Origin of the sequence: Ralstonia pickettii (genome assembly GCF_016466415.2) — a bacterium.
Classification (GTDB): domain Bacteria; phylum Pseudomonadota; class Gammaproteobacteria; order Burkholderiales; family Burkholderiaceae; genus Ralstonia; species Ralstonia pickettii.
Genome location: NZ_CP066771.1, coordinates 2257685 through 2282488, shown reverse-complemented (window position 1 = coordinate 2282488; position 24804 = coordinate 2257685). Strand labels below are relative to the sequence as shown.

The window sequence follows — 24804 nt, the reverse complement described above, 5'->3', positions numbered from 1 at the left end:
ACGAAGACATCGATGCCGCTGCGCCCAGAACTGACCAATGCTTCCGTTCCACTGCTCGACGAGGTTGAAGTGTTCGACGAGCTGGGCCGCGCTCGCCATGTCTATATCCCCGGTGAGCGCCCCCTCACCGTCTACCTCGACAAGCGCGAACTGGTGACGCTGATGACGCTGGGCGGCGCCCCCGAAGCGCTCGTGCTGGGCTATCTGCGTAACCAGCGCCTGGTCGGCAGCATCGAAGACATCGCCTCCATCCAGGTCGACTGGGAAACCGAATCGGCCGCTGTCACCACGCGCGCCGGCATTGCCGACCTGGACGAGAAGACGGCCCGCCGCACCGTGACCACCGGCTGCGGGCAGGGCACCGTGTTCGGCTCGCTGATGGACGAGATCGACGCCATCCATCTACCGCCTGACGCCCGCATGACGCAGACCACGCTGTACCGCGTGGTCGACACCATCCGCCTGCAGCAGTCGATCTACAAGCAAGCAGGCTCTGTGCATGGCTGCGCGTTGTTCGACGCGCACGGCCAACTGCTGCACTTCATCGAAGACGTGGGCCGCCACAATGCCGTGGATGCCATCGCCGGCCGCATGTGGCTGGAGGGCATGGACGGCGGCGACAAGATCTTCTACACCACCGGCCGCCTGACCTCCGAGATGGTCATCAAGGGCGCGCAGATGGGCATTCCGTTCCTGCTATCGCGCTCGGGTGTTACGCAGATGGGCCACCAGATGGCGCAGCGGGTCAATCTGACGCTGTTTGCGCGGTGCACCGGGCGCCACTTTCTGCTCTACACGGGACGCGACCGGTTTGTGGCCGAGCCGGAGATGGCCGGCTCTGTCGGGCCGCGCGGAGAACTGCCCCAGGCGGCGGAATCCGGGGGCTGATCTGCCCTGGGTGGTTCGACAAGGCCAGCGCAAGCCGTCAGCCGATACGGGGTTTTCCGTCACAGGTTTGGGAGTACAATCCGCGTTCCAAACCGGCCCCAGCCGCGGGCCCGGCCGCTGGCGTGACCAAATGGGGACAGTTTTCGCATCGCGAAGGCTGCCCCCATTTGTTCATCCAAGGTATCTGGACGCTCCATGAGCATCAAATCCGACAAGTGGATCCGCCGCATGGCCGAGCAGCACGGCATGATCGAGCCGTTCGAGCCCGGTCAGGTGCGCGAATCCGATGGGCGCCGCATCGTGTCCTACGGCACGTCGAGCTACGGCTACGACATCCGCTGCGCCGACGAATTCAAGATCTTCACCAACATCAACAGCACCATCGTCGATCCGAAGAACTTCGACGAGAAGTCGTTTGTCGACTTCAAGGGCGATGTGTGCATCATCCCGCCGAACTCGTTCGCGCTGGCCCGCACGATGGAGTACTTCCGCATCCCGCGCACCGTGCTGACCGTGTGTCTGGGCAAGAGCACGTATGCGCGTTGCGGGATCATCGTCAACGTCACGCCGTTCGAGCCCGAGTGGGAAGGCTACGTGACGCTGGAGTTCTCCAACACCACGCCGCTGCCCGCCAAGATCTACGCCGGCGAAGGCTGCGCGCAGGTGCTGTTCTTCGAGAGCGACGAGGAATGCGAAACCTCGTACAAGGACCGTGGTGGCAAGTATCAGGGCCAGCACGGTGTGACGTTGCCCAAGACCTAGTGTTTGCAGTCCGTTTCCGCGCGTTCAGGCGTATCCGGAGCGGTGCCTTTAGCTTCATCCATAAGGAACCACGATGAAATTCCGTTTTCCCGTCATCATCATTGACGAGGACTTCCGCTCCGAGAACATCTCCGGGTCGGGCATTCGCGCGCTGGCCGAGGCCATCGAAACCGAAGGGATGGAGGTCATCGGCCTCACCAGCTATGGTGACCTGACCTCGTTTGCGCAGCAGTCGAGCCGCGCGTCCACCTTCATCGTCTCGATCGACGACGACGAGTTCATCAATCCCGACAACGAGAAGCCGGAACCGGAAGCGGTCGAAAACCTGCGCGCCTTCGTGGCCGAAGTGCGCCGCCGCAACGCCGACATCCCAATCTTCCTGTACGGCGAAACGCGCACCTCGCGCCATCTGCCGAACGACGTGCTGCGCGAGCTGCACGGCTTCATCCACATGTTCGAGGACACGCCCGAGTTCGTGGCCCGACACATCATCCGTGAAGCGCGCAATTATCTGGATTCGCTGCCGCCGCCGTTCTTCAAGGCGCTGATCGACTACGCGCAGGACAGCTCGTATTCGTGGCATTGCCCGGGGCACTCGGGCGGCGTGGCGTTCCTGAAGAGCCCGGTGGGGCAGGTGTTTCACCAGTTCTTCGGCGAGAACATGCTGCGCGCCGACGTCTGCAACGCGGTGGAAGAACTCGGCCAGTTGCTGGACCATACGGGCCCGGTTGCCGCGTCTGAGCGCAACGCTGCGCGTATCTTCGGTTCGGACCACATGTTCTTCGTGACCAACGGCACGTCGACGTCGAACAAGATGGTGTGGCACGCCAACGTGGCGCCCGGCGACATCGTGGTCGTCGACCGCAACTGCCACAAGTCGAATCTGCACGCGATCATGATGACGGGCGCGATTCCCGTGTTCCTGATGCCGACGCGCAACCACTTCGGCATCATCGGCCCGATCCCGAAGAGCGAGTTCGAGCCGGAAACGATTGCCAAGAAGATCGCCGACCATCCGTTTGCCAGCAAGGCCAAGAACAAGAAGCCGCGCATCCTGACCATCACGCAGGGTACGTACGACGGCGTGCTGTACAACGCCGAGATGATCAAGAACATGCTGTCGACCGAAATCGACACGCTGCACTTTGACGAAGCGTGGCTGCCGCACGCGTCGTTCCACCCGTTCTACGAGAACATGCACGCGATCGGCCACGGCCGTCCGCGCAGCAAGGATGCGCTGGTCTACGCCACGCAGAGCACGCACAAGCTGCTGGCGGGTCTGTCACAGGCCTCGCAGATCCTCGTGCAGGATTCCGAGACGCGCAAGCTCGATACGTATCGCTTCAACGAGGCGTATCTGATGCATACCTCGACGAGCCCGCAGTACTCGATCATTGCGTCGTGCGACGTCGCGGCCGCGATGATGGAAGCGCCGGGCGGCACCGCGCTGGTGGAAGAGAGCATTGCCGAAGCGCTGGATTTCCGCCGCGCCATGCGCAAGGTCGAGCACGAGTACCTGGGCACGAATGGCGGCAACGGCCGCGGCGACGACTGGTGGTTCAAGGTCTGGGGTCCGAACGACCTGTCGGACGAAGGCATCGAAGAACGCGAAGCGTGGATGCTGAAGGCCAACGAGCGCTGGCATGGCTTCGGCAACCTGGCCGAAGACTTCAACCTGCTCGATCCGATCAAGGCCACCATCATCACCCCGGGCCTGGATGTGGACGGCAAGTTCAGCGATTCCGGCATCCCGGCCGCCATCGTCACGCGCTACCTGGCCGAGCACGGCATCATCGTCGAGAAAACCGGTCTGTACTCGTTCTTCATCATGTTCACCATCGGCATCACCAAGGGCCGCTGGAATTCGCTCGTGACGGAGTTGCAGCAGTTCAAGGACGATTACGACAACAATCAGCCGCTGTGGCGCGTGTTGCCGGAATTCGTGCGCCAATATCCGCAATACGAGCGCATCGGCCTGCGTGAACTGTGCGACAGCATCCACAGTGTCTATCAGGCCAACGACGTGGCCCGTGTGACGACCGAGATGTACCTGTCGGATATGGAGCCTGCGATGATCCCGTCGGATGCCTGGGCCAAGATGGCGCACCGCGAGACCGAGCGTGTCGCGATCAACGATCTGGAAGGCCGCATCACCGGCATCCTCCTGACGCCGTATCCGCCCGGCATTCCGCTGCTGATTCCGGGCGAGCGCTTCAACAAGACGATCGTGCAGTACCTGCAGTTTGCACGTGAGTTCAACAAGCTGTTCCCGGGCTTCGAGACCGACATCCACGGGCTGGTCGAGGAAGAGGTCGACGGCAGGATGGAGTACTTTGTCGACTGCGTGCGCTGAGTTTCAGTCGCACAAACAAAAACGCCGCGCTGATCAACTCAGCGCGGCGTTTTTGTTTGAAGCGGCTGCGAATTACTCAGCCAGCGCCGCCCGAGCAAACGCAATGGCTTGCTTCACCTGCTCCGGCGCCGTTCCGCCGATGTGGTTGCGCGAAGCGACCGAGCCTTCCAGCGTCAGCACGGCGTGCACATCGTCGCCGATCAGGTCGGACTTGTCGCCCAGGCCGCAGATGTCACGCAGCTGCGCGACGGACAGATCCGCCAGGTCGCAGCGTAGGTCGTCGCACGCGCGCACGGCGTGGGCCACGGCTTCATGTGCATCGCGGAAGGGCAGGCCGCGCTTGACCAGGTAGTCGGCCAGATCGGTGGCGGTCGCATAGCCCTGCAGCGCGGCGGCACGCATCGCGTCGGCCTTGACGGTGATGCCCGGCACCATGTCGGCAAAGATGCGCAGCGTGTCGACTACCGTATCCACGGTGTCGAACAGCGGTTCCTTGTCTTCCTGGTTGTCCTTGTTGTAGGCCAGCGGCTGGCCCTTCATCAGCGTGAGCAGGCCGATCAGGTGGCCGTTGACGCGGCCGGTCTTGCCGCGCGCCAGTTCCGGCACGTCCGGGTTCTTCTTCTGCGGCATGATCGAGCTGCCGGTGCAGAAGCGGTCAGCAATGTCGATAAAGCCGACGCGCGGGCTCATCCACAGCACCAGCTCTTCAGAGAAGCGCGAGATGTGCGTCATGACGAGCGCCGCAGCGGCGCAGAATTCGATGGCGAAGTCGCGGTCGGACACGGCGTCCAGCGAGTTGCGGCACACGCCGTCAAAGCCGAGTTGCTGTGCAACGAACTCGCGGTCGATCGGGTAGCTCGTGCCAGCCAGCGCGGCGGCGCCCAGCGGCAGGCGGTTGACGCGCTTGCGAGCGTCGAGCATGCGCTCGGTGTCGCGCGTGAACATCTCGACGTAGGCCAGCAGGTGGTGGCCGAACACCACCGGCTGCGCGACCTGCAGGTGTGTGAAGCCCGGGACGATGGTGTTGGTGTGCTGCTCGGCCAAGTCCAGCAGCGCGCCGCGCAGGGCCTTGAGCAGACCGACGATGTTGTCGATCTCGCTGCGCAGCCACAGGCGGATGTCGGTGGCGACCTGGTCGTTGCGCGAGCGGCCCGTGTGCAGGCGCTTGCCGGCGTCGCCCGCCATGGCGGTCAGGCGCGCTTCGATGTTCAGGTGCACGTCTTCCAGGTCCAGCTTCCACTCGAACGTGCCGGCTTCGATCTCCTGGCGGATCTGCGCCATGCCTTGTTCGATGGCGGCGCGATCGGCTTCGGCGATGATGCCCTGCTTGGCGAGCATGGCAGCGTGCGCCAGCGAGCCCTGGATGTCGAACAGAGCGAGGCGCTTGTCAAAGAACACCGACGCGGTATAGCGCTTGACAAGATCGGACACCGGCTCGTTAAAGCGGGCGGACCACGCTTCGGCCTTCTTGGCGAGTTGGGAGGTCATGGGCGGACAGCAGGAGGAGCGCGGCCGGCGAGGCGCCAGCCGCAAATTCAGGAAACCGCGATTATATCGCCCGCCGGGCCTTCCGGCCCCCGCGCCGGGGTGCCTACAGCGTGCTGTCGATCAGCGCGCCCTTGAAGACCACCGGCCCCGTCGGCCCCTCCGGATTGGGCGAGCCGCCACGCGGTTCCACGCTGATGGCGAGCGCCGGCACTTGCCGCAACGGCTGCGCCACCGTCAACCGCACGGCGCGCTGATGCCCGATCACCCCAAGTGACTGCGGATGCCCGCCGGGCGGCAGCGCCCAGAGCTGCAAGGCTTGTTCGGTATTGAGCGGCGTTGCGTCCAGCCGCTTGAGCGACAGCGTGCCGGTGCGCGCATCCCAGGTGACGAGGACGGCCGCCTGGGCCTGCGCGTCCTGCAGCACGGCCACGGCGTTGGCGACAGGTGCATCACGCAATTGCTGCGCCAGCCGCAGGCTCAGCCCGATCGCGACCGCCGCGACAACCGCCGCGACTGCGGTGGCGCCGCGCCAGAAGCCGGTGCCTTGCCAAAGCCGTTGCCAGAGCGCCTTCCGCGCCGGCGTCGGCTCGCGCCAGCCGAGTTGCACTTCCACGCGGCAGAGGATTTCCGGCAGCGGCGCCGTGGCAGGCTGGAGCGCGGGCAAGTCGGCCAGATAGCGTTGCCAGCGTTCAACCGTGGCGCGCACGGCGTCGTCGTGGCGAAGGATCTGCTCGAACCGGCGGCGTGCGCCGGCGCGCAAGGTGCCGACCGCATATTCGGCGGCCAGCTTGTCGACGAGATCGGGGTGGCGGCGCGGGTCCATCACGGTGCTCCGAGGCATTCGCGCAGGCGGTCCAGCCCGCGTCGCATCCAGGATTTGACGGTACCCAGCGGCAGCGAGAGCGTTTGCGCCAGCTCGCTGTGCGACAGGTCACGCAGATAGGCGAGCGACACGACCTGGCGCTGCTTCGGGTCGAGGCGCTTGAGGCATTCGGCCAGCGCGCGGGCCTGCTGACCGGCGAGCGCGATGTCCGCAGGGCCAGGGGCGTGGTCGGCCAGGACATCGGCGTAGGCGTCGTCCAGGGGCACGGATTCCTGCACGCGCTCGGCATGCTGCCGGCGCAGGCAGTCGAGTGCACGGTTGCGCACGATGGTGGTCATCCACGTCATGGGGGCGGCCAGATGCGGGCGGTAATCGCCGGCATGGCGCCAGATGTTGACGAAACTTTCTTGCAAAACGTCCTCGGCCCAGTCCTTCCTGACCAAGATACGCAGCGCGAGCCCAAACAGTTTCGGTGCGCAGCGTGTGTATAGCGTGCGCAGGGCGTCGCGGTCGCCCAGGCTGATGCGTTGCAGCAATGCGGCCAACTCTTCAGCGTCGGCGCTCGGGGGGCGCGCTGCTGCGGACGTCGCTGGCGGGTCGGCAGGTTGCGCGGCGGGGTCTTCGGCGGTGCGCTGATAGGTGAGCACGTGGGCAGTTTTCTGTGGACGGTTTTGCCTAAAGTGTAGGTAGAAACCGTGGTCGTGGGTGAATTCACGTGAAAGGCGCTGAGGTTTTATTGCATCCAGTTGGGTACGCCCTTCGTACAAACGATCAGGCGCTGGATAAACGCCTGCGATCCGCACCTCGGCAGTATATGGGTCGCGCTTCTTCCCAACACATGCAAGGAGACGGACGATGGATACGACCAAGGAGATGGATCTGTTCGAAGGGGAGAACCCGCGCATCGATTCGCGCCGCCGCGTGCTGCTGCGCGCTCCGGGGCTGATGGCGCTGGGCTCGCTGGCGGCGGTGTCGCTGGGGCAGTCGATGCCGGCGTGGGCGCAGACGCAATCGGGCAGCGTGAAAGACGACGTCAACATCCTGAACGTGGCGCTCGGGCTCGAGTATCAGGCCATCGCCGCCTATCAGGTGGGCGCGGAAAGCGGCCTGTTGGAAAAGCCCGTGCTGGCAACGGCCGTGAAGTTCCAGGGCCACCACAAGGCACATGCATCGGTGCTGGCGGGCACGGTCTCCAAGCTGGGCGGCACGCCCGTCATGGAAAAGAAGGTGGCGGAATACAACTTCCCGGTCAGCCAGTTGAAGACGCAGGCCGACGTGCTGCGTTTTGCCGCCGGGCTGGAGAAGGGGGCTGCCTCGGCCTACTTGGGGGTGATGCCGAGTTTCTACACGCGCGACCTCGCCAAGGCTGCCGCCAGCATCCTGGGCGACGAGACGATGCATTGGGCGGTGCTGCTCTCGGTGCTGGGTGAAGACCCGGTGCCGGTGGCGTTCATCAGCTGAGCGGTTTGTTGGGCCGCCACACCGGCTGCTCGTTACGGTGTGGCGGTTTTTTTTTGGCGCGTCGAACGCTTCGACGATGCAATCGAGCAGGGCACGCACGCGCGCGGTCTTGTGCAGACCGGCGTGCGTCACGAGCCAGACGTCCTGCATGCTGCGGCGATTGCGCAACACACGCACAAGTTGCGGATAGATCTGCGCACGCCAGCACACCAGTTCGGTCATCCCAATGCCGGCGGCTACCGCCTCGAACAGCGCCAGCGCCGAGTTGCTCTGCAAGACGACGCGCCCGGTGATGCTTGCGGCGCTGTGCTTTGCCGCGATCGAGTGGCCGGCGCGCTGTTCGTCCTGGCCGAACGTCAGGCGCGTGCGCCGCTGGTGCCGCTGGCCTGGCTGGGGCATCGCACGCTGGGCGCGGTCAATGGCGTGGGGTTTCTGCTGAACTTCGGCTATTACGGTGCCCTGTTCGTGCTGAGCCTGCATTTGCAGAACGTCGAACACCTGAGTGCGCGCCAGACCGGCCTCGTCATGTTGCCGATGGCGATCAGCCTGTCGGCGGGCAATATCTTCGCGGGCAAGTTGATGGCGCATTTTTCTACGCCGACGTTGATGCCCAGCGGCCTCGGGATCTGCGTAGCGGGTTTGCTGGCCACGTCGGCTGCACTGACAGGGCAGGTGCACCTTTGGGTGGTGAGCGCAACGATGATGGCGTACGGCGGCGGTACCGCGCTGGCGATTGCGCCCATGACGTCGACCATCCTGTCTGCGGCGCCGGGCGAGCTGGCCGGCACGGCGTCGGGCTTGCTCAACGCCGCGCGGCAGACCGGCAGTTTGCTTGGCGTGGCAGCGGCGGGCGCCGTCGTGACGGTGGTGCCCGAGCTGGCGCACGCCTCGCCGATGGTGTTTGGCCTGATGACGCTGTCGTACGCCGGCGCGATGGCGATGGCGTGGATCAGCCGACGACCGGCCGCCACCGCGCTGGCTGCCTGATCAGCCGCTGTTCCGAAGGCCCGCGGCAATCCCGTTGATCGACAGATGGATGCCGCGCCGCACGCGTGCATCGTCGCTGCCGGCCTTGCCCGAGCGGAAGCGCTTGAGCAGCTCGACCTGCAGGTGATTCAGCGGGTCAAGGTACGGGAAGCGGTTCTTGATGGAACGCGCCAGCAGCGGGTTGTCGGCCAGGCGCTCCGACTGCCCCGTGATGGCGGCCAGCATCTGCTCGGTCAACGTGAACTCCGCCGAGATGCGCGAGAACACCGCGTTACGCAGCTTGCGGTCGTCGCACAACTGGGCGTAGCGCGAGGCGACGTTCAGATCGGCCTTGGACAGCACCATGTCCATGTTCGACAGCAGGTTCGCAAAGAACGGCCACTGCTTGTGCATGCGCTTGAGCGTGGTCAGGCGGGCGGCGCGGGCCTTGGCGTTGCCCGCATCGTCGAGCCAGCGCTGCACCGCGCTGCCAAAGCCGAACCAGCCCGGCAGCAGCAGACGGCATTGGCCCCATGAGAAGCCCCACGGAATCGCACGCAGGTCTTCGATGCGGCGGTGCTTCTTGTCCATCAGCTTGCGCGAGGCCGGGCGCGAACCGAGGTTCAGGTCGGCAATCTCGGTGATCGGCGTGGTTGCGAAAAAGTAGTCCTTGAAGCCCGGGGTTTCGTAGACGAGGTTGCGGTACGCGGCAAAGGCGTTGTCCGACAGCGCCTGCATGGCGGCTTCGAACTCTTCAAGACCCTTCGGGCGGTTGCGCGTCGGCAGCAGCGTGGCTTCCAGCGTGGCGGCGACGATGGTCTCCAGGTTGCGCCGGCCAATCTCTGGATTGGCGAACTTGCTGGAGATGATTTCGCCCTGCTCAGTCAGGCGGATCTGCCCGTTCACCGTGCCCGGCGGCTGCGACAGGATGGCCTGGTAGGTCGGACCGCCGCCACGCCCGACCGTGCCGCCGCGGCCGTGGAACAGGCGCAGGCGCACGCCCTTGCGCTGGAACAGCTCCACCAGCGCCAGTTCGGCCTTGTACAGCTCCCAGTTAGAAGTGAGGAAGCCGCCGTCCTTGTTGGAATCCGAATAGCCGAGCATGACTTCCTGCTCGTTGCCTTGCGCGGCCAGTACGGCATCGAAGCCGGGCAGAGCGAGCAGGTCGCCCATGATTTCCGGGGCGTTGCGCAAGTCTTCGATGGTTTCGAACAGCGGGATCACCATGACGTCCAGCGCGGCGCTGCCGCTGCCATTGGCGCCCGTGCGGAACATGCCGGCTTCCTTCTGCAGCAACATCACTTCGAGCAAGTCGGACAGCGTCTCGGTGTGCGAAATGATGTAGTTGCGCACGATGCGATTGCCGTAGCGGGCGCGCACCTCACGGGCGGCGCGGAAGATGTCGATCTCCGACGTGGTCTGCTCGCTGTAGGCATGGAACGGCAGCGTCAGCACGCGCGGCTGTTGCAGCTCGCGCAGCAGCAGCGTGCGCTTGTCGGCCTCGGACAGCGCCGCATAGGCGCCTTCCACACCGGCCACTTTCAGCAGCTCGGCAACGGTCGCTTCGTGCACGTCTGACACTTGCCGCAGGTCGATCGATGACAGGTGGAAGCCGAACACATCGATCGCGCGCGCCAGCGATGCCAGTCGCGCATCGGCCAGCACTTCGCCGTGGTGCGCCGCCAATGAATCGATCACGATCTGGATGTCGGCGCGCAGTTCTTCTGCGTTGCTGTAAGCCGGAGCGGGCCCGACGGCGTGGCGGCCGGCGTCTTCACCGGTCAGCTCACGGCAGGTGGCGGCCAGTCGCGCATAGACGCCGATCAGCGCACGGCGGTATGGTTCGTCCGCGCGGTGTTCGGAATGGTCGGGCGAGCGCTCGGCCAGCGCCTGCAGTTCCGCGCTCACATCCACCAGCGAGGTCGACATCGACAACTCCGCGCCCAGCGCGTGGATCTCTTCCAGATACCACGCCAGGATCACGCTCGCCTGCTTTTGTGCGGCGTCGCGCAAGGTCGTTGCGGTCACGAAGGGGTTGCCGTCGCGGTCGCCGCCGATCCACGAGCCCATCTGGAAGAAGGGCGGCAGCGGAGCCGGCTCGCCGCGTGCGCCGCGACGCGGGAACACGGTCGCAATGTCTTCTTCCAGCTCGCGGTACAGCGCCGGGATTTCGCGCAGGAAGGTGGTCTGGTAGTACGACAGCGCGTTCTCGATCTCGTCTGCCACCATCAGGCGCGTGGTGCGCAGCATGCGCGTTTGCCACAGCTTGGTGACGTGGGCGCGCAGCAACGCGGTGTTGCGCTCGCGTTCACGCGTGGTCAGCGGTGCGTCGCGTTCGGCCAGCAAGCGCGCGATTTCGCGTTGCGCATCGAGCGTGCTCTTGCGCTGCACTTCGGTCGGGTGCGCGGTCAGCACCGGCACGATCAGCGCGGATTCGAAGAATCGACGCAGCACATCGCCCGACAGGCCCTCATCTGCGGCAGACTGCAGCGCGCGCATCAGGCTGCCCGGCTGCGGCGGCGATCCGGCCAGCGCATGCACGCGGCGGCGGCGATTGTGATGCTGGTCTTCAGCGATGTTCGCCAGATGCGAGAAGTAACTGAAGGCGCGCACCACCGATGTGGTTTGGTCACGCGAGAGCTTTTTCAGCAGCCGGTCGAGATCCTGCTCGGCCTGGCGGTCGCCGTCGCGGCGGAAGCGCACAGCGGTCTGGCGGATGGTCTCGACCGTTTCGAAGACGGTGCCGCCTTCTTGGTCACGCAGCACGTCGCCCAGCAGGCGCCCGAGGAATCGGATGTCTTCCTTCAGCGGCTGATCCTTGGCCGCGGCGCTGCCCGACGAGCGCCGGGAAGTGGGGCCGAGTGATGCGCCATTGGCTCCGTCCGCGCCATTGGCCTTGGCCACGGGTTTCGCGGCGGGCTTGGCAGATTTGATGGCCTTGGGGGTCTCGCTGGTCTTGGCGGGAGCGGCGGAAGCCTTGCGGGCGGTGGTCGCGCGCGAGGAAGCGCGGCGCGCGGCGGGCTGCGTCATGGTGTCTCCTAGGTTGGGTGCTCGAAGGTGCCTGAAGGGCCCTCGTTTCTGTATCACTTCAACGTGATAGCCGGACTGTCGCGAAAAAGCTGCGTGCTAACATTGCCGCATGTCTTCCAACGCCCGCCCGACTTCCCGTCAATCCCAGCTTGCTACGACTCCTGCAGCCCAGGCGCCGACCAAGCTGGTCATCGCCTCGCGCGAAAGCCGGCTCGCCCTCTGGCAAGCCGAACACGTGCGTGCTGCATTGCAAAAATACTATCCGGCGTGCGACGTGTCCATCCTTGGAATGACCACGCGCGGCGACCAGATTCTCGACCGCTCCCTCGCCAAGGTGGGGGGGAAAGGTTTGTTCGTGAAGGAATTGGAGGTCGCGCTGGCCGAAGGGCGTGCCGATCTGGCCGTGCATTCGCTCAAGGATGTGCCGATGCAATTGCCGGAAGGCTTTGCGCTATCCACCATTCTCGAACGCGAAGACCCGCGCGATGCCTTTGTTTCCAACGATTACGCCGATCTGGCCTCGCTGCCGGCCGGCGCGGTCGTCGGTACGTCCAGCCTGCGCCGCGAGGCATCGCTGCGGGCGCGGTTTCCGCATCTGGTCATCCAACCGCTGCGGGGCAACCTCGATACGCGTCTCGGCAAGCTTGACCGCGGCGACTACGCCGCCATCATCCTGGCCGCCGCCGGGCTCAGGCGCCTTGGGCTGGCTGATCGCATCCGCTCGACCATCGCGCCAGAAGAATCGCTACCGGCAGCAGGGCAAGGCGCGCTCGGCATTGAAATTCGCGCGGATCGTGAAGAGGTGCGCGCGTGCCTCGCGCCGCTGCACGATGCGCCGACAGCGCTGGCTGTAACCGCCGAGCGCGCCGTTTCCCGCATTCTGGGCGGTTCATGCCAGGTGCCGCTGGCCGCGTTCGCGCAGTGGTCGGGCGCAGGCACCTTGCGCCTGCGTGCCTTTGTGGCGTCGCAGGACGGCACCCGCAAACTTGCCGCAGATGGCGAAGCCACGCCATCCACGCTGGCCGATGCCGACGCGCTGGGTGTGCGCGTCGCGCAGCAGATGCTGGCAGGCGGCGCACGCGACATCCTCTCCATGCTGGGCGCCGACGCGCCACCCGCTACCTAACCGCACGGCCCGCCATGGACGACCACTTGCCACCGCGCTTGTCACCATCGTCGCCCGCATCCAGCTCGCCGCCTGTTCAACCGGCACCCCCGCCCGTGGTCGTGGTCACGCGGCCGCGTGCTCAGGCGCCCATGCTGGTGGCGGCGCTTGAGCGCCACGGCCTGCGGACGCACCAGTTTCCGCTGCTCGACATTGCGCCGACGCCCAATCTCGACGACTTGCGTGCCGCGTTGGGTGATCCTTCGCGCTATGCGCTCGTCGTGTTCGTGAGTCCCAACGCCGTGCAGCAGGCATTTGCCGCCATGCCGGAAGGCTTCCGCTGGCCGCAGGAAGTGCCGGTGGCAGTAGTGGGGCCCGCGAGCGCACAAGCGCTTGCCACGCACGGCGTTGCGCCGCCCGCGTACAGCGTGATCAAGCCCGACACGCATGCCGACGACGCCCGCCAGGATTCCGAGGCGTTGTACGCGCGGCTGGATGTGCCTTCGCTCAGTGGCCGTGAAGTGTTGATCGTGCGCGGCAACGGTGGCCGTGAATGGCTGGCTGACCAACTGCGCGAAGCCGGTGCATCGGTCCGCACGGTGGAAGCCTATCGGCGCAGCGTGCCGGTACCCGATGCCGCTGCGTGGCTTGCGTTGCGTGCCGTGCTTTCGTCCCGCCACGCCTGGACGCTCACCAGCTCCGAGGCCGTCCGCAATCTTGATGAGCTGGCCCGCGCCAATCTGTCGCCCGCTGATCTCGATACGCTGCACGGCGCGCCATGCTTTGCTTCGCACGCCCGCATCGTCGAACAGGCCGAATCGCTGGGTTTCCGCGATGTGACGCTGACCGGCGCCGGCGACGACCGGCTCCTCGCCAGCGTGCTCGCCTGGGCCGGGCCGATATGGGCTCCCGAGCATGCCCCAGCAACGGTGCCGGATGATTCAGACCCGTCTACTTCTTCTTCCACTGTGACGCAGACTCCCGTTCCCTCGTCCGCTCCCGCTCCCGCTTCAACGCCAGCGCCCGCAGCCGTCAAGCCGAGTCCTGCGCCTGCTGCTCCGCCGGCTGCGTTTGCGCCCACCATGACGGTCAACCATGCGCCGCGCCGTGGCGGTTGGATCATCTGGGTGGCGCTGGTCGCGGTCGTGGCGGCAGTGGCCGCGCTACAGGTGCGCAACGAACGCCTTGCACGCGAGATCCGTCAGCGCGCCCAAACGAACGAGGCGCTGGCGCAGGAGATGCGCGTGCTCTCGCGGGCCGATCAGGATTCGGTTTCCCAGCTGCAGCAGAAGTTTGGCGCGCTGGATGCCCGCACTGCGGAAACGCGCGATCGCCAGGCCGCCCTCGAGCAGGCCAACCAAGACCTTCTGCGCAACCGCGATGACTGGCAGCGCGCCGAGATCCAGCGTTCGCTGGAAGTGACCGCTGAACAACTGCAACTGACCGGCAACGTCGCGGGTGCATTGGCTGCGCTGCAAACGATCGACGCGCGCCTGGCCACGCTCGACAAGCCGCAGTTCAACGCCGTGCGTCGGGCGGTATCGCGCGACATGGCCAAGCTCAAGGCGATGCCGTCGTTTGATCTGGCCGGTGCTGCGCTGCGGTTGGATGACGCCATCAACGCGGTCGATACGCTGCCGCTCGTCTCGTCGGCCCAGCCGCTGGAGGCGGAACAGGCTGCGCAGGCGCCGCATACTGTGGCGAAACCCTCGAAGAATGCCAAGGCACACGCTGCGTCGGCGCCCGTTGCCTCGACGCCGCCAAACGCCGGATGGTCGGCAGGCGTGCGCGCTTGGTGGGGCCGCCTGTGGAACGACGTGCGCGGCGAACTCGGCCAGATCGTACAGGTGCGCCGCGTCGATCAGACCGAGGCACTGCTGCTGTCTTCCGACCAAGCGTGGTTCCTGCGCGAAAACCTCAAGCTGCGCCTGATGAATGCGCGCCTGGCGTTGCTCTCGCGCAATGAAGCCGTGTTCCGCGCCGATCTCGGTCGCGCCGATACGCTGCTCGCACGCTACTTCGATACGCAATCTTCGCGCGTGACCACGGTGCAGAATCAGCTCTCGCAAGTGCGCGCGATGGTTGGCACGCTGCAAGTGCCGACGCTGGCCGACAGCCTTGCCGCCGTGCGCGGTTCGGGCAAGGAGTGAGCATGCGCTGGGTATTCTGGGTCGCGCTCCTGTTTGCCGCCGCCGTGGGGCTGGCGCTGTTTACCGAACTCAATCTGAGCAACGTCGTGCTGTTCTACCCGCCGTACCGGGTGGAGATGTCGCTCAACTTCGTGCTGGCTGCGCTGCTGGCGACCTTCGTGGTGCTGCATCTTGTGATGCGCCTTTTCCACTATGTGGCCGGTATGCCAGCGCGTGCCGCGGCGTATCGCGAGCGCAACCGCATTCTGAAGGCTTCGGCGGCGCTGCGCGAAGCGATGGAAAGCCTGTTTGCCGGCCGCTTCGGCCATGCGGAACGCCAGGCGCGCGAAGCCCAGGCCTGGGAGCCGCAGCGCGAAACGGCCGCGCTGATCGGCGCCCGTGCCGCACACCGCATGCAGGAGACCGAGCGCCGCGACGCGTGGATGGCCGAAGTGTCCTCGCCCGATCGTGAGCAGGCGAAGCTTGTGTCGATGGCCGAACTGCTGGTCGATGCGCGCGATGCGGAAGGCGCGCTCGAGAAGATCGCGCAACTGCAATCGCAGGGTTCGCGGCAGATTCAGGCGCAGCGCATTGCGTTGCGGGCGCATCAGCATTTGAAGAACTGGGGCGAGGTGCTGCGCCTCACGCGCGCACTGGAAAAGCGCAACGCCATCCATTCGGTGCTGGCCGCGCGCCTCAAGCAGATGGCCTGTGAAACGCTGCTGGCCGAGCGCCGGCACGATGCCGATGCCCTCAACAGCTTCTGGCGCGAACTCACTCCGGAGGAGCGCCGCTCACCGCGCATCGCTTCGCAGGCGGCGCTGTACTTTGTGCAGCTGGGTCGCACCGATGATGCGAAACGCATCGTCGAAGACGGCCTGAAGGCGCATTGGGATGGTCGCCTGATCCGCCGCTATGCGGATTGCGCAGTGCCCGGCAAGGCGTTGCCGCTGATCCAGCAAGCCGAGAAATGGCTTGGCCAGCATCCGGTGGATGCCGACCTGTTCTACACGCTCGGCATGCTGTGCTTCAAGGAGCAGCTCTGGGGCAAGGCGCAGTCGAGCCTGGAATCGGCGTTGAAGTATGCCGATGCAGACCATCCAGGCAACCTGCGCGCCCATGCGCACCTGGCACTGGCGCAGATGTTCGAGCAGACGGAGCGGATGGAAGAGGCCCAGCGACACTATCGGCAAAGCGCCTTGCTTGCCGTGAAATGACAAAGGCCGGGATGACCCCGGCCTTTTTTCTTGCGGGTGATGGCGCCTATTTGTTCACCATCCGCGCCGGCACGGAAAGCGTGAGCATCGCGCCCAGCACCATCGATGCGGCCAGCATGTACATGCCCGAATCGGTACTCTGCGTGGAGTCTTTTAGCCAGCCGACGGCGTAGGGGCTCAGGAAGCCCGCGAGATTGCCCAGCGAATTGATCAGCGCAATGCCGGCGGCCGCGCCGGTCCCCGCCAGGAATGCGGTCGGCAGGCTCCAGAACAGCGGCAACGTGGTCAGGATGCCCATGGTGCCGAGCGTGAGTGCGGCCATGGCCAGCATGGTGTCGGTGTGCCAGACGGCTGACAGTACGAGCCCGACCGCGCCCACCACTGCGGGAATCGCGATGTGCCAGCGGCGCTCGCGCAGGCGATCGGCGCTGCGTGCCACCAGGACCATCGCGACGACTGCTGCGCCGTACGGAATCGCCGTCAGCAGGCCGACCGAGAACGGATCGGCCACGCCGGTCTGCTTGATCAGCGTCGGCAGCCAGAAGCTCACGCCATATAGGCCCATCACGAAGGTGAAGTAGATCAGGCTCATCAGCCATACGCGCGGGCTGGCCATGACGGTGCGGATGGGCGGGTCTTCCTTCTCGGCGTCTTCCGCGGCGATGTTGCGCGCGAGCAGCGCCTTCTCTTCGTCAGTCAGCCACTTCGCGTGGCTGATGCGGTCGTCCAGATACGCCAGCACGACGATGCCGACGATGATTGACGGAATGCCTTCGATCAGGAACATCCACTGCCAGCCGGCCAGGCCGTAGACGCCGGCAAACGCCTTCATCGCCCAGCCCGAGATGGGGCCGCCGATCACGCCCGACAGCGCAATTGCCGTCATGAAGAAGGTGGTGGTGCGCCCGCGCCGCTGCGCCGGATACCAATACGTGAGGTACAGGATGATCCCCGGGAAGAAGCCGGCTTCTGCCAGCCCCAGCAGGAAGCGCATCACGTAGAACATGGCCGGCGTGGTCACGAACATCATGGCCGCCGAGATGATGCCCCACGAGATCATGATCCGCGCGATCCAGATGCGTGCGCCCACGCGGTGCAGGATCACGTTGCTCGGCACTTCAAAGAGGAAGTAACCGATGAAGAAGATGCCGGCGCCGAGCCCGTAGATGGTCTCGCTGAACTTGAGGTCGTTGAGCATCTGCAGCTTGGCAAAGCCCACGTTGACGCGATCGAGATACGCGACCACATAGCACAGCAGCAGGAACGGAACCAGGCGCCACGTCACTTTGCGGTAGGTGGCTTCTTCAAATGCACTTGCGGACTGGGGCGGCAGCGTGCCTGCGCCGCCGACCGGTGAGGTGGGTGGGGTGGTGGTGGCCATCGGGTCTCCAGAGTTATTGTGAGTTCAGGCCGAGTGCTCCTCGTTACCTACCTCGGCCTGGAAAACCGCCACAGCATTCTGCGCTTCTCGGACGGGCGCGCCAAGACGCCCGCCGGCAGGGTTTATACGCAGCGCCCGCCGTCCACCTCCAGGCACGCGCCGGTAATGAACTCGGCTTCGTCCGACGCCAAGTACAGGCATGCGTTGGCCACATCCTGCGGCGTGGAGAGCCGCCCCATCGGGATCGTCGCCAGGAAGCGCGCGCGGTTCTCGGGGGTGTCGGGTACGCCCATGAACTGCTCAATGAGGCCCGTGGCACCCATTACCGGGTTCACGCAGTTCACGCGGATCTTGTCGGGGCCCAGCTCGGCCGCCATCGCCTTGCTGGCTGTGATGACGGCGCCCTTGCTGGCGTTGTACCAGACGAGCCCGGGCCGCGGCCGGATGCCAGCGGTGGACGCCACATTGACGAACACGCCGCCGCCGCGCTCCCGGAAGTGCGGGACGATGTGATGTGCCGTCCAGTAAATGCTCTTCACGTTGACAGCCATCACGCGGTCGAACTCGTCTTCGGTGATCTGCAGCAACGGCTTGTTCTTGTGCGTGGTGCCGGCATTGTTCACGACGATGTGCAGATCGCCATAGCGCGCCAGCGTGGCGCCCAGCAGCTTGGCGACGGAATCGCCATTGGAGACGTCAGCCTGCACGAAATGCGCATCGCCGCCGGCCACGCGAATGGCGCTGGCTACACGCTCACCGGCCTCCGCATTCAAGTCGTTGACGACGACGCGTGCGCCTTCGCGGGCAAAGGTGTTGGCGATACCCTCGCCAAAGCCTGAACCCGCGCCCGTGACGATGGCAATCTTGCCGGCAAGCCGCATGGTGTCTCCTCGTGTTGTGGGTGGAATGTTGCGTTGTGCCTTAGCCGTGGCGGATGGCGATGGTCTTGAGCGTGGTAAAGCCGTAGAGCGCTTCGAAGCCCTTTTCGCGCCCGTGCCCCGACTGGCCCGTTCCGCCGAAGGGCAGTTCAACGCCGCCGCCCGCGCCGTAATTGTTGATGAAGACCTGGCCGGCCCTGAGCTTGCGCGCAAGGCGCATCTGGCGGCCACCGTCGTTTGTCCACACGCCGGCCACCAGGCCGTACGGTGTGTCGTTGGCCAGGGCCAGCGCTTCGGCTTCGGTGTCGAACGGCATGGCGGCCAGCAGCGGGCCGAACACTTCCTGCTGGGCGAGGCGGTGCGTGTGGGGCACATCCCGCAGCAGCATTGGCGCCTGGTAATAGCCGGTCTCGGGCGCCTCAGGCACCACCTGGCCCTGCGCCATCACCGGAATGTTGGCGTGCTGCGCATCCGAGACGAAATCCCACACGCGCTGCTGCTGCTTGGGGTTGATGAGCGGGCCGCAATCCAGATCCAGCGACGACGGGCCGACCCTGATCGATTCGAACACCATGGCGAGCCGGTCCAGCATTGCCTCGTAGATGCTGCGCTCGATCAGTACGCGGCTGCCTGCAGAGCAGGTCTGGCCGGCGTTCTGGATGATGCCGTTCACCACGGCCGGAATGGCCGCTTCCAGATCGGCATCGGCAAACACGATTTGCGGAGATTTGCCGCCCAGTTCCAGCGTGACGGGCACGTGGTTGTCGGCGGCCGCTCGCACAATGGCCTTGCCCGTTTCCGGCGACCCCGTGAACGACACATGGTTGATCCCGGGGTGCGCCGCCAGAGCCGCGCCGGCTTCGTGGCCATAGCCCGTCACGATGTTGAGTGCGCCATCGGGCAGGCCGGCCTCGGCGGCCAGCTCCGCCACGCGCAGGACCGACAGGCACGCGTCTTCCGCCGGCTTGACCACGCACGCGTTGCCGGCTGCCAATGCGGCGCCCACGCTGCGCCCGAAGATCTGCATCGGGTAATTCCACGGGATGATGTGCGCGGTCACGCCATGCGGCTCGCGCACGGTCAGCACGGTGGTATCGGCCGGGTAGGGGATGGTCTGCCCGTGGAGCTTGTCGGCGGCGCCGGCGTAGAACTCGAAGTAGCGGGCGACGGCGCGGGCATCGGCGCGCGCCTGGCGCATGGGCTTGCCGGTGTCGCGGGCTTCCAGGCGGGCGAGTTCTTCTTCGTGATCGGCCAGGCGCACGGCTACGCGCATCAGCACACGGCCGCGCTCGGCCGGCGCCAGTTGACCCCACACGCCTTCGAACGCCCGCCGCGCGGCATGCACTGCCACGTTGATGTCGGTGGCGTTGCCGCGCGCAATCTCGGCAAAGGATTGGCCGTCGGACGGATCGAACACCTTGATGCGCAGCCCCGAATCGGGCGACATCAGACGGTTGGCGATGAAGTGCTGGGCATGCATGGGGGGTTCCTGCAAAGATCGGCAACGCGCGATTTTCGCACGCGCGCGCGCCGGGTAGGGCAAGCGGCCGGGTGTGAGGGGCTATAATGCCCGCCGACAGTTTTTTAGGCTTCTTTCCAACCATTTGCGTCGCGTTTTTACGCACTTCGCGCATTCCGGAGCATTTCCATGAGCTTCAACAACGTCTCGCCGGGCAAGGACATCCCCAACGACTTCAACGTCATCATCGAGATCCCGGCGCAAAGCGATCCGGTCAAGTACGAAGCCGACAAGGAAACCGGCCTGCTGTTCGTAGACCGCTTCGTTGGCACCGGCATGCGCTACCCGGCCAACTACGGCTTCATCCCGCAGACGCTCTCGGGCGACGGTGACCCGGTCGACGTGCTGGTCGTCACGCCGTTCCCGCTCATCCACGGTTGCGTGGTGCGCTGCCGTGCCCTGGGCATGCTGAAGATGACGGATGAATCCGGTGTGGATGCCAAGCTGGTTGCCGTGCCGGTCAACAAGCTCAGCCCCGCAACGGCCCACATGACCGACCTGTCGGACGTCGGCCAGAACCTGCTGGATCAGATCAAGCACTTCTTCGAGCACTACAAGGCGCTGGAAGCCGGCAAGTGGGTCAAGGTCGAAGGCTGGGGCGGTATTGAGGAAGCCCACAAGGAAATCGCCGACGGCGTTGCCAACTATAAGAAGTAAGCAATTTCACGATTTCGCTGTACGGCGTGTCTTACAAATCCCGGCCTCCGGATGGAGCGCCGGGATTTTTTCTTTGCAAAGCCGTCATCGGTGTAACGCGCGGAGATTCGTCGACTCGCATCGGGGCGCCATCTGTGGCCGGGTGGGCCCGTTGTATGCGTTCCATGGTATTTTTCACGCATAGCGCATACTTACCGCCCGGTAGTTCTGCTACACAGAGATTTAAGAAACGCTCATTTGCCCATCGGAAACGACCCCTCTAGACTCCCGGGCAAGTTTGACTCCAACCCCCGGTACTGCGATGTTGAACAAGACTGTTGTCGTTCCCGTGCTCTCCGCCGTGGCTATGGCGGCATTTACCGCGTGGGCGCTGCTGGTTGGGCCGCCGGACGCAGCCCACGCTGGCGAGCGTGCCGTCGCATCGCCCTCCATGGCTGTCCCCTCCATGGCGGTTGATTCGAACGCCGCACACTGCGTGATCGCCCAGCAGAAACCTGCCGAGCACTAAGCTGCGCCACCGCGTCCGCCGTTCGTGCGGGCGCTGTCTTTCCCCCCTCCGCTGTTTTCCCCCTGCTAGTCCGATCCCGGCCGCTGCCTGAACGGCGAGCGGTCCGTCAGTTCGTCCAGATACGCTTCCATGCCGGCCGTTTCGCGGTCGAGGAACCTGCCCACGGCATCGGCAAATGCGGGGTGCGCCAGCCAGTGTGCCGACAGCGTCGCCACGGGCTCGAAGCCGCGTGCCATCTTGTGTTCGCCTTGCGCACCACCTTCGAACGTGCGGATGCCGTGCGCGATGCAGTACGTCAACGGCTGGTAATACGCCGTCTCAAAGTGCAGGCAGGGGTGATGCTCGATCGCGCCCCAGTAGCGGCCGTACATGACGGACGCCTCGGGGCGCATGTCGATCACCAGCAGCGCGCTGGCGATGTCATTGCCATCACGCGAGGCGATCACCAGGAGCAGGTTTTCCGGCATCGTCCGAGCGATCTGGCGGAAGAACTCCAGGTTCAGATACGGCGACGAGTGATGCTCGCGGTAAGTGGTGCGATAGCACCGGTGGAAGAAGCGCCAGTCGGCGTCCGTGGCGGCTGCGCCGGGGACGTGACGGAAGGTGATGCCGGCCTCATGCACGCGGCGACGCTCCGCGCGGATATTCTTGCGCTTCTTCTGTTCCAGCGCGGCCAGGAAGTCGTCGAAGCTGGCGAAGCCCGGATTGCACCAGTGGAACTGCACGCCGTGCCGCAGCAGCATGCCGGCGCTGCGCAGTTGCTCGGCTTCACCGGCAGTGGGAAACAGCACATGCAGCGATGACAACGCGCTCTGGCGCGCCACTGCCAGCAACGTTTCGACCAGCGCTGCGCGCGCAGCCGCTTCCCGCGCCAGCAACCGAGCACCCTGCACCGGCGTAAACGGCACGGCCGACAGCCATTTTGGGTAGTACTCCAGCCCGTGCTGCGCATACGCATTGGCCCACGCCCAGTCGAAGACGTACTCGCCATAGGAGTGGCCTTTCACGTACAGCGGTACGGCTGCAGCGAGCACTTCGCCGTCGGGGCCGTCTTGCCACAGCGTCAGGTATTGCGGCGACCAGCCGGTGTCGGGCGATGCGCTGCCGCTCGCATGCAGGGCGTGCAGGAAATCGAAGCGCAGAAAAGGCGTTGCCTCGGGCTGCAGGGCGAGCAGGGCATCCCAGGCATCGCGGCCGATGTCACGCAGATCGGTCACAAGTCGCGTGCGATAATCGGCCAATTCGTGTCGCGAACCAGCGCGCGCTTGAGGCTCGGGAGCAAGGGGGCGAGAGGTCATGCCGCCGATTCTAATTCGAGCTTCGGATGCCGCGCTTGCAATCCACATTGCCCCCATGACCGTCTCTGTCGCTCTCGCCCAGATCAACTGCACCGTCGGCGATTTCGCCGGCAATGCTTCCCGCATCGTCGCCGCCGCGCGCGAAGCGCACCAGGCTGGTGCGCGCATCCTGCTCACGCCGGAACTGTCGCTCACCGGTTATCCGCCCGAAGACCTGCTGCTGCGCCCGGCCTTTGTCGATGCCAGCGCCCGTGCGCTCGACGCGCTCATCGCCGAGCTGGCGGCCTTCCCGGGTTTGCACGTGCTGATCGGGCACCCGCAACTCTCGCTGGAAGCCCCGGCGCCCGGCGTGCTGCCCAAGCCCACGAACAGCGCCACGGTGGCCGTGGATGGCCGTGTGGTCGGCCGGTACAACAAGCTGGAACTGCCCAACAACGAGGTCTTCGACGAGAAGCGCTACTTCCAGCCCGGCACCGAGCCCTTTGTGTTCGAAGTGGACGGCACGCGCTTCGGCGTCATCATCTGCGAAGACGCCTGGTACGCCACGGCCACGGCCTATGCCAAGGCCGCCGGCGCGCAGGTTGTGTTGATCCCCAACGCCTCGCCGTACCACCTCGACAAGGAAGACCTGCGCGAGCGGATCATCGGTGCGCGTGTGAAGGAATCGGGCTTGCCGCATGTGTATGCAAACCTCGTCGGCGGGCAGGATGAACTCGTGTTCGACGGGGGCTCGTTCGTGCTTGATGCCGAAGGCAACGTTGTCGTTCGGATGGGGCAGTTTGTGGAGGGCGTCGGCTACGTTCAGTTCGATGGCGGACGCGCCCTGCCGGGTACGATCGTGCCGGAGGCCTCGCTCGAAGCCCAGGTGTACGAGGCGCTCAAGCTGGGCGTGCGCGACTACCTCGGCAAGAACGGCTTCCCGGGCGCGATCATCGGCTTGTCGGGCGGCGTCGATTCGGCGTTGGTGCTTGCGATTGCCGTCGATGCGCTGGGCGCCGACCGTGTACGCGCGGTGATGATGCCCTCGCGCTACACGGCAGATATCTCGTGGGTGGACGCGCGCGACATGGCGGCCCGCCTTGGCGTGCAGTACGACGAAATCGCCATCAGCCCGATGTTCGACGCATTCAAGGGCGCACTGGCGGAGGAGTTCCGCGGGTTGCCCGAAGATGCGACGGAAGAGAACATCCAGGCGCGCATTCGCGGCACGCTGCTGATGGCGTTGTCCAACAAAAGCGGCCGCATCGTCCTCACCACTGGCAACAAGAGCGAAATGGCCGTCGGTTACTGCACGCTGTACGGCGATATGGCCGGCGGTTTTGCCGTCATCAAGGACATCTTCAAGACGCTGGTCTACCGGCTGTGCCGCTATCGCAATACGTTGTCGGAAGTGATTCCCGAGCGCATCCTGACCCGCGCGCCATCGGCCGAGCTGCGCGAGAACCAGACCGACCAGGACAGCCTGCCCGAATACGATGCGCTCGACGCCATCGTGCAGCGCTACATGGAGCAGAACCAGCCGGTGGCCGACATCATCGCGAATGGGTTTGCCGAGGCCGACGTACACAAGATCGTGCGCCTCATCAAGATCAACGAATACAAGCGGCGTCAGGCGCCGGTGGGCATTCGCGTGACGCAGCGCGCGTTCGGCCGCGACTGGCGGTATCCGATCACGTCGCGCTTCAAAGAGTAAGCCGCGGTCATGCTCGACTACTACGCCAAGCGCGCGCCCGAATACGAGCGCATCTACACGAAGCCCGAGCGGCAGGGCGACTTGGCGTGGTTGAAGGCGCGCGTGCGCGACGTGACCCGTGGTGCGCGGGTCCTGGATCTGGCGTGCGGCACCGGTTTCTGGACCGAGGCGATGACGGAGGCGCGCAGCATCGTTGGCGCGGACTACAACGACGCCGTGCTGCGCATTGCCCGCGACAAGGGCATCGCCGGGGCGTCGTTCGTGCGTTCCGACAACGATGCGCTGCCCTTCGCGCCCGGCACGTTCGACGTGATGACGACGGGTTGCTGGTGGTCACATGTGCCGCTGCAGCACTTGCGCCGGCACGTCGAAGGGCTGCACCGCGCCTTGGGCCCCGGCGTACGCGTGCTGTGGTTCGATAACCAGTATGTGGTTGGCTCGAGCACGCCCATTGCCTACAACGACGAACATGGCAACACGTGGCAGCGGCGCCCCCTGCGCGACGGCAGCGAGCACGACGTGCTGAAGAATTTTCCCGACGATCCGACGCTGCTGCAAACGGTGGCCGGCATCGCCCGGGATGTGCGCATTAGCCGGCTCCAGTATTATTGGACGCTTGAATACTTCACCAACCAGTGAGCGAGACAC

The 24804-nt window shown here is 65.3% G+C and carries 20 protein-coding genes and 1 pseudogene; 12 read left to right on the top strand and 9 right to left on the bottom strand.

Translation table 11 applies throughout. From position 1 onward, the window contains the following. Positions 1-12: 12 nt before the first annotated feature. The 3 genes from RP6297_RS10750 to RP6297_RS10740 all read left to right on the top strand — a co-directional run bounded on the left by RP6297_RS10750 (position 13) and on the right by RP6297_RS10740 (position 4003). Positions 13-888, top strand: coding sequence for a formate dehydrogenase accessory sulfurtransferase FdhD (locus tag RP6297_RS10750; protein WP_037028250.1), 876 nt, complete (start codon positions 13-15; stop codon positions 886-888). 195 nt (positions 889-1083) lie between these two features. After that, positions 1084-1650 carry a dCTP deaminase gene (gene dcd, locus RP6297_RS10745; RefSeq protein WP_004632155.1) on the top strand — a complete coding sequence of 189 codons (567 nt, stop codon included), beginning with the start codon at positions 1084-1086 and terminating at the stop codon, positions 1648-1650. Between the two features lie 73 nt (positions 1651-1723). Continuing rightward, a complete protein-coding gene (locus RP6297_RS10740) occupies positions 1724-4003 on the top strand; it encodes an arginine/lysine/ornithine decarboxylase (RefSeq protein WP_037028253.1) in 2280 nt (759 codons plus the stop codon). 72 nt (positions 4004-4075) lie between these two features. Here the strand turns inward: RP6297_RS10740 and argH are convergent, their stop codons facing one another. The 3 genes from argH to RP6297_RS10725 form a co-directional block, all read right to left on the bottom strand. Further along, a complete protein-coding gene (gene argH, locus RP6297_RS10735) occupies positions 4076-5491 on the bottom strand; it encodes an argininosuccinate lyase (RefSeq protein ID WP_037028254.1) in 1416 nt (471 codons plus the stop codon). A 103-nt stretch (positions 5492-5594) separates the two neighbouring features. Continuing rightward, the gene (locus tag RP6297_RS10730; RefSeq protein ID WP_037028256.1) at positions 5595-6314 is read right to left on the bottom strand and encodes an anti-sigma factor; all 720 of its coding nucleotides are present in this window, start codon (positions 6312-6314) and stop codon (positions 5595-5597) included. Continuing rightward, a complete protein-coding gene (locus RP6297_RS10725; protein WP_024972310.1) occupies positions 6314-6961 on the bottom strand; it encodes an RNA polymerase sigma factor in 648 nt (215 codons plus the stop codon). The genes RP6297_RS10730 and RP6297_RS10725 overlap by 1 nt, the downstream gene beginning before the upstream one ends. Positions 6962-7169: 208 nt before the next feature. Here RP6297_RS10725 and RP6297_RS10720 point away from each other — a divergent pair, with 208 nt between their 5' ends. Next, positions 7170-7775 (top strand): ferritin-like domain-containing protein, encoded by a 606-nt coding sequence (locus tag RP6297_RS10720; protein WP_037028257.1) that lies wholly within the window; start codon positions 7170-7172, stop codon positions 7773-7775. A gap of 123 nt (positions 7776-7898) precedes the next feature. On the opposite strand, the pseudogene RP6297_RS22820 reads toward RP6297_RS10720, so the two are convergent. After that, positions 7899-8174, bottom strand: a pseudogene (locus RP6297_RS22820) (hypothetical protein); the annotation flags it as partial. On the opposite strand from RP6297_RS22820, the gene RP6297_RS10715 reads away from it, so the two are divergent. Then, a complete protein-coding gene (locus RP6297_RS10715; protein ID WP_370452738.1) occupies positions 8082-8762 on the top strand; it encodes an MFS transporter in 681 nt (226 codons plus the stop codon). The pseudogene RP6297_RS22820 and the gene RP6297_RS10715 sit on opposite strands and share 93 nt — an antisense overlap. Here RP6297_RS10715 and ppc read toward each other — a convergent pair whose 3' ends face one another. Beyond that, entirely contained in the window at positions 8763-11771 is a 3009-nt protein-coding gene (ppc, locus tag RP6297_RS10710; RefSeq protein ID WP_037028259.1) for a phosphoenolpyruvate carboxylase, read from the bottom strand. It lies immediately after the preceding gene. Positions 11772-11880: 109 nt separating this feature from the next. Between ppc and hemC the strand changes: the two genes are divergently transcribed. The 3 genes from hemC to RP6297_RS10695 are packed head-to-tail and all read left to right on the top strand — an operon-like array spanning position 11881 to position 16222. After that, positions 11881-12897: a hydroxymethylbilane synthase gene (hemC, locus tag RP6297_RS10705; protein ID WP_012762544.1), complete on the top strand. Its 1017-nt coding sequence runs from the start codon at positions 11881-11883 to the stop codon at positions 12895-12897. Positions 12898-12911: 14 nt separating this feature from the next. Beyond that, the gene (gene hemDX / locus RP6297_RS10700; RefSeq protein WP_037028261.1) at positions 12912-15026 is read left to right on the top strand and encodes a fused uroporphyrinogen-III synthase HemD/membrane protein HemX; all 2115 of its coding nucleotides are present in this window, start codon (positions 12912-12914) and stop codon (positions 15024-15026) included. Positions 15027-15028: 2 nt separating this feature from the next. Continuing rightward, on the top strand, positions 15029-16222 hold the full coding sequence (locus RP6297_RS10695) for a heme biosynthesis protein HemY (protein ID WP_037028262.1): 1194 nt from the start codon (positions 15029-15031) through the stop codon (positions 16220-16222). A gap of 46 nt (positions 16223-16268) precedes the next feature. On the opposite strand, the gene RP6297_RS10690 is transcribed toward RP6297_RS10695, so the two are convergent. The 3 genes from RP6297_RS10690 to RP6297_RS10680 all read right to left on the bottom strand — a co-directional run bounded on the left by RP6297_RS10690 (position 16269) and on the right by RP6297_RS10680 (position 19961). Further along, positions 16269-17603, bottom strand: coding sequence for an MFS transporter (locus tag RP6297_RS10690; RefSeq protein WP_037028263.1), 1335 nt, complete (start codon positions 17601-17603; stop codon positions 16269-16271). A 122-nt stretch (positions 17604-17725) separates the two neighbouring features. Beyond that, positions 17726-18484 (bottom strand): SDR family oxidoreductase, encoded by a 759-nt coding sequence (locus RP6297_RS10685; protein ID WP_004636373.1) that lies wholly within the window; start codon positions 18482-18484, stop codon positions 17726-17728. Between the two features lie 40 nt (positions 18485-18524). Next, entirely contained in the window at positions 18525-19961 is a 1437-nt protein-coding gene (locus RP6297_RS10680) for an aldehyde dehydrogenase family protein (RefSeq protein ID WP_037028266.1), read from the bottom strand. Positions 19962-20129: 168 nt separating this feature from the next. On the opposite strand from RP6297_RS10680, the gene ppa reads away from it, so the two are divergent. Together ppa and RP6297_RS10670 are read left to right on the top strand one after the other, a co-directional pair. Next, a complete protein-coding gene (gene ppa / locus RP6297_RS10675; protein ID WP_004636370.1) occupies positions 20130-20657 on the top strand; it encodes an inorganic diphosphatase in 528 nt (175 codons plus the stop codon). Positions 20658-20958: 301 nt separating this feature from the next. Beyond that, the gene (locus tag RP6297_RS10670) at positions 20959-21165 is read left to right on the top strand and encodes a hypothetical protein (RefSeq protein WP_009277435.1); all 207 of its coding nucleotides are present in this window, start codon (positions 20959-20961) and stop codon (positions 21163-21165) included. Between the two features lie 65 nt (positions 21166-21230). On the opposite strand, the gene RP6297_RS10665 is transcribed toward RP6297_RS10670, so the two are convergent. Further along, positions 21231-22463 carry a GNAT family N-acetyltransferase gene (locus RP6297_RS10665; RefSeq protein ID WP_037028268.1) on the bottom strand — a complete coding sequence of 411 codons (1233 nt, stop codon included), beginning with the start codon at positions 22461-22463 and terminating at the stop codon, positions 21231-21233. 55 nt (positions 22464-22518) lie between these two features. On the opposite strand from RP6297_RS10665, the gene RP6297_RS10660 reads away from it, so the two are divergent. Continuing rightward, positions 22519-24156: an NAD+ synthase gene (locus tag RP6297_RS10660; RefSeq protein WP_037028269.1), complete on the top strand. Its 1638-nt coding sequence runs from the start codon at positions 22519-22521 to the stop codon at positions 24154-24156. 9 nt (positions 24157-24165) lie between these two features. Next, positions 24166-24795, top strand: a complete 630-nt coding sequence (locus RP6297_RS10655) for a class I SAM-dependent methyltransferase (RefSeq protein WP_037028271.1) — start codon at positions 24166-24168, stop codon at positions 24793-24795. Positions 24796-24804 lie beyond the last annotated feature (9 nt).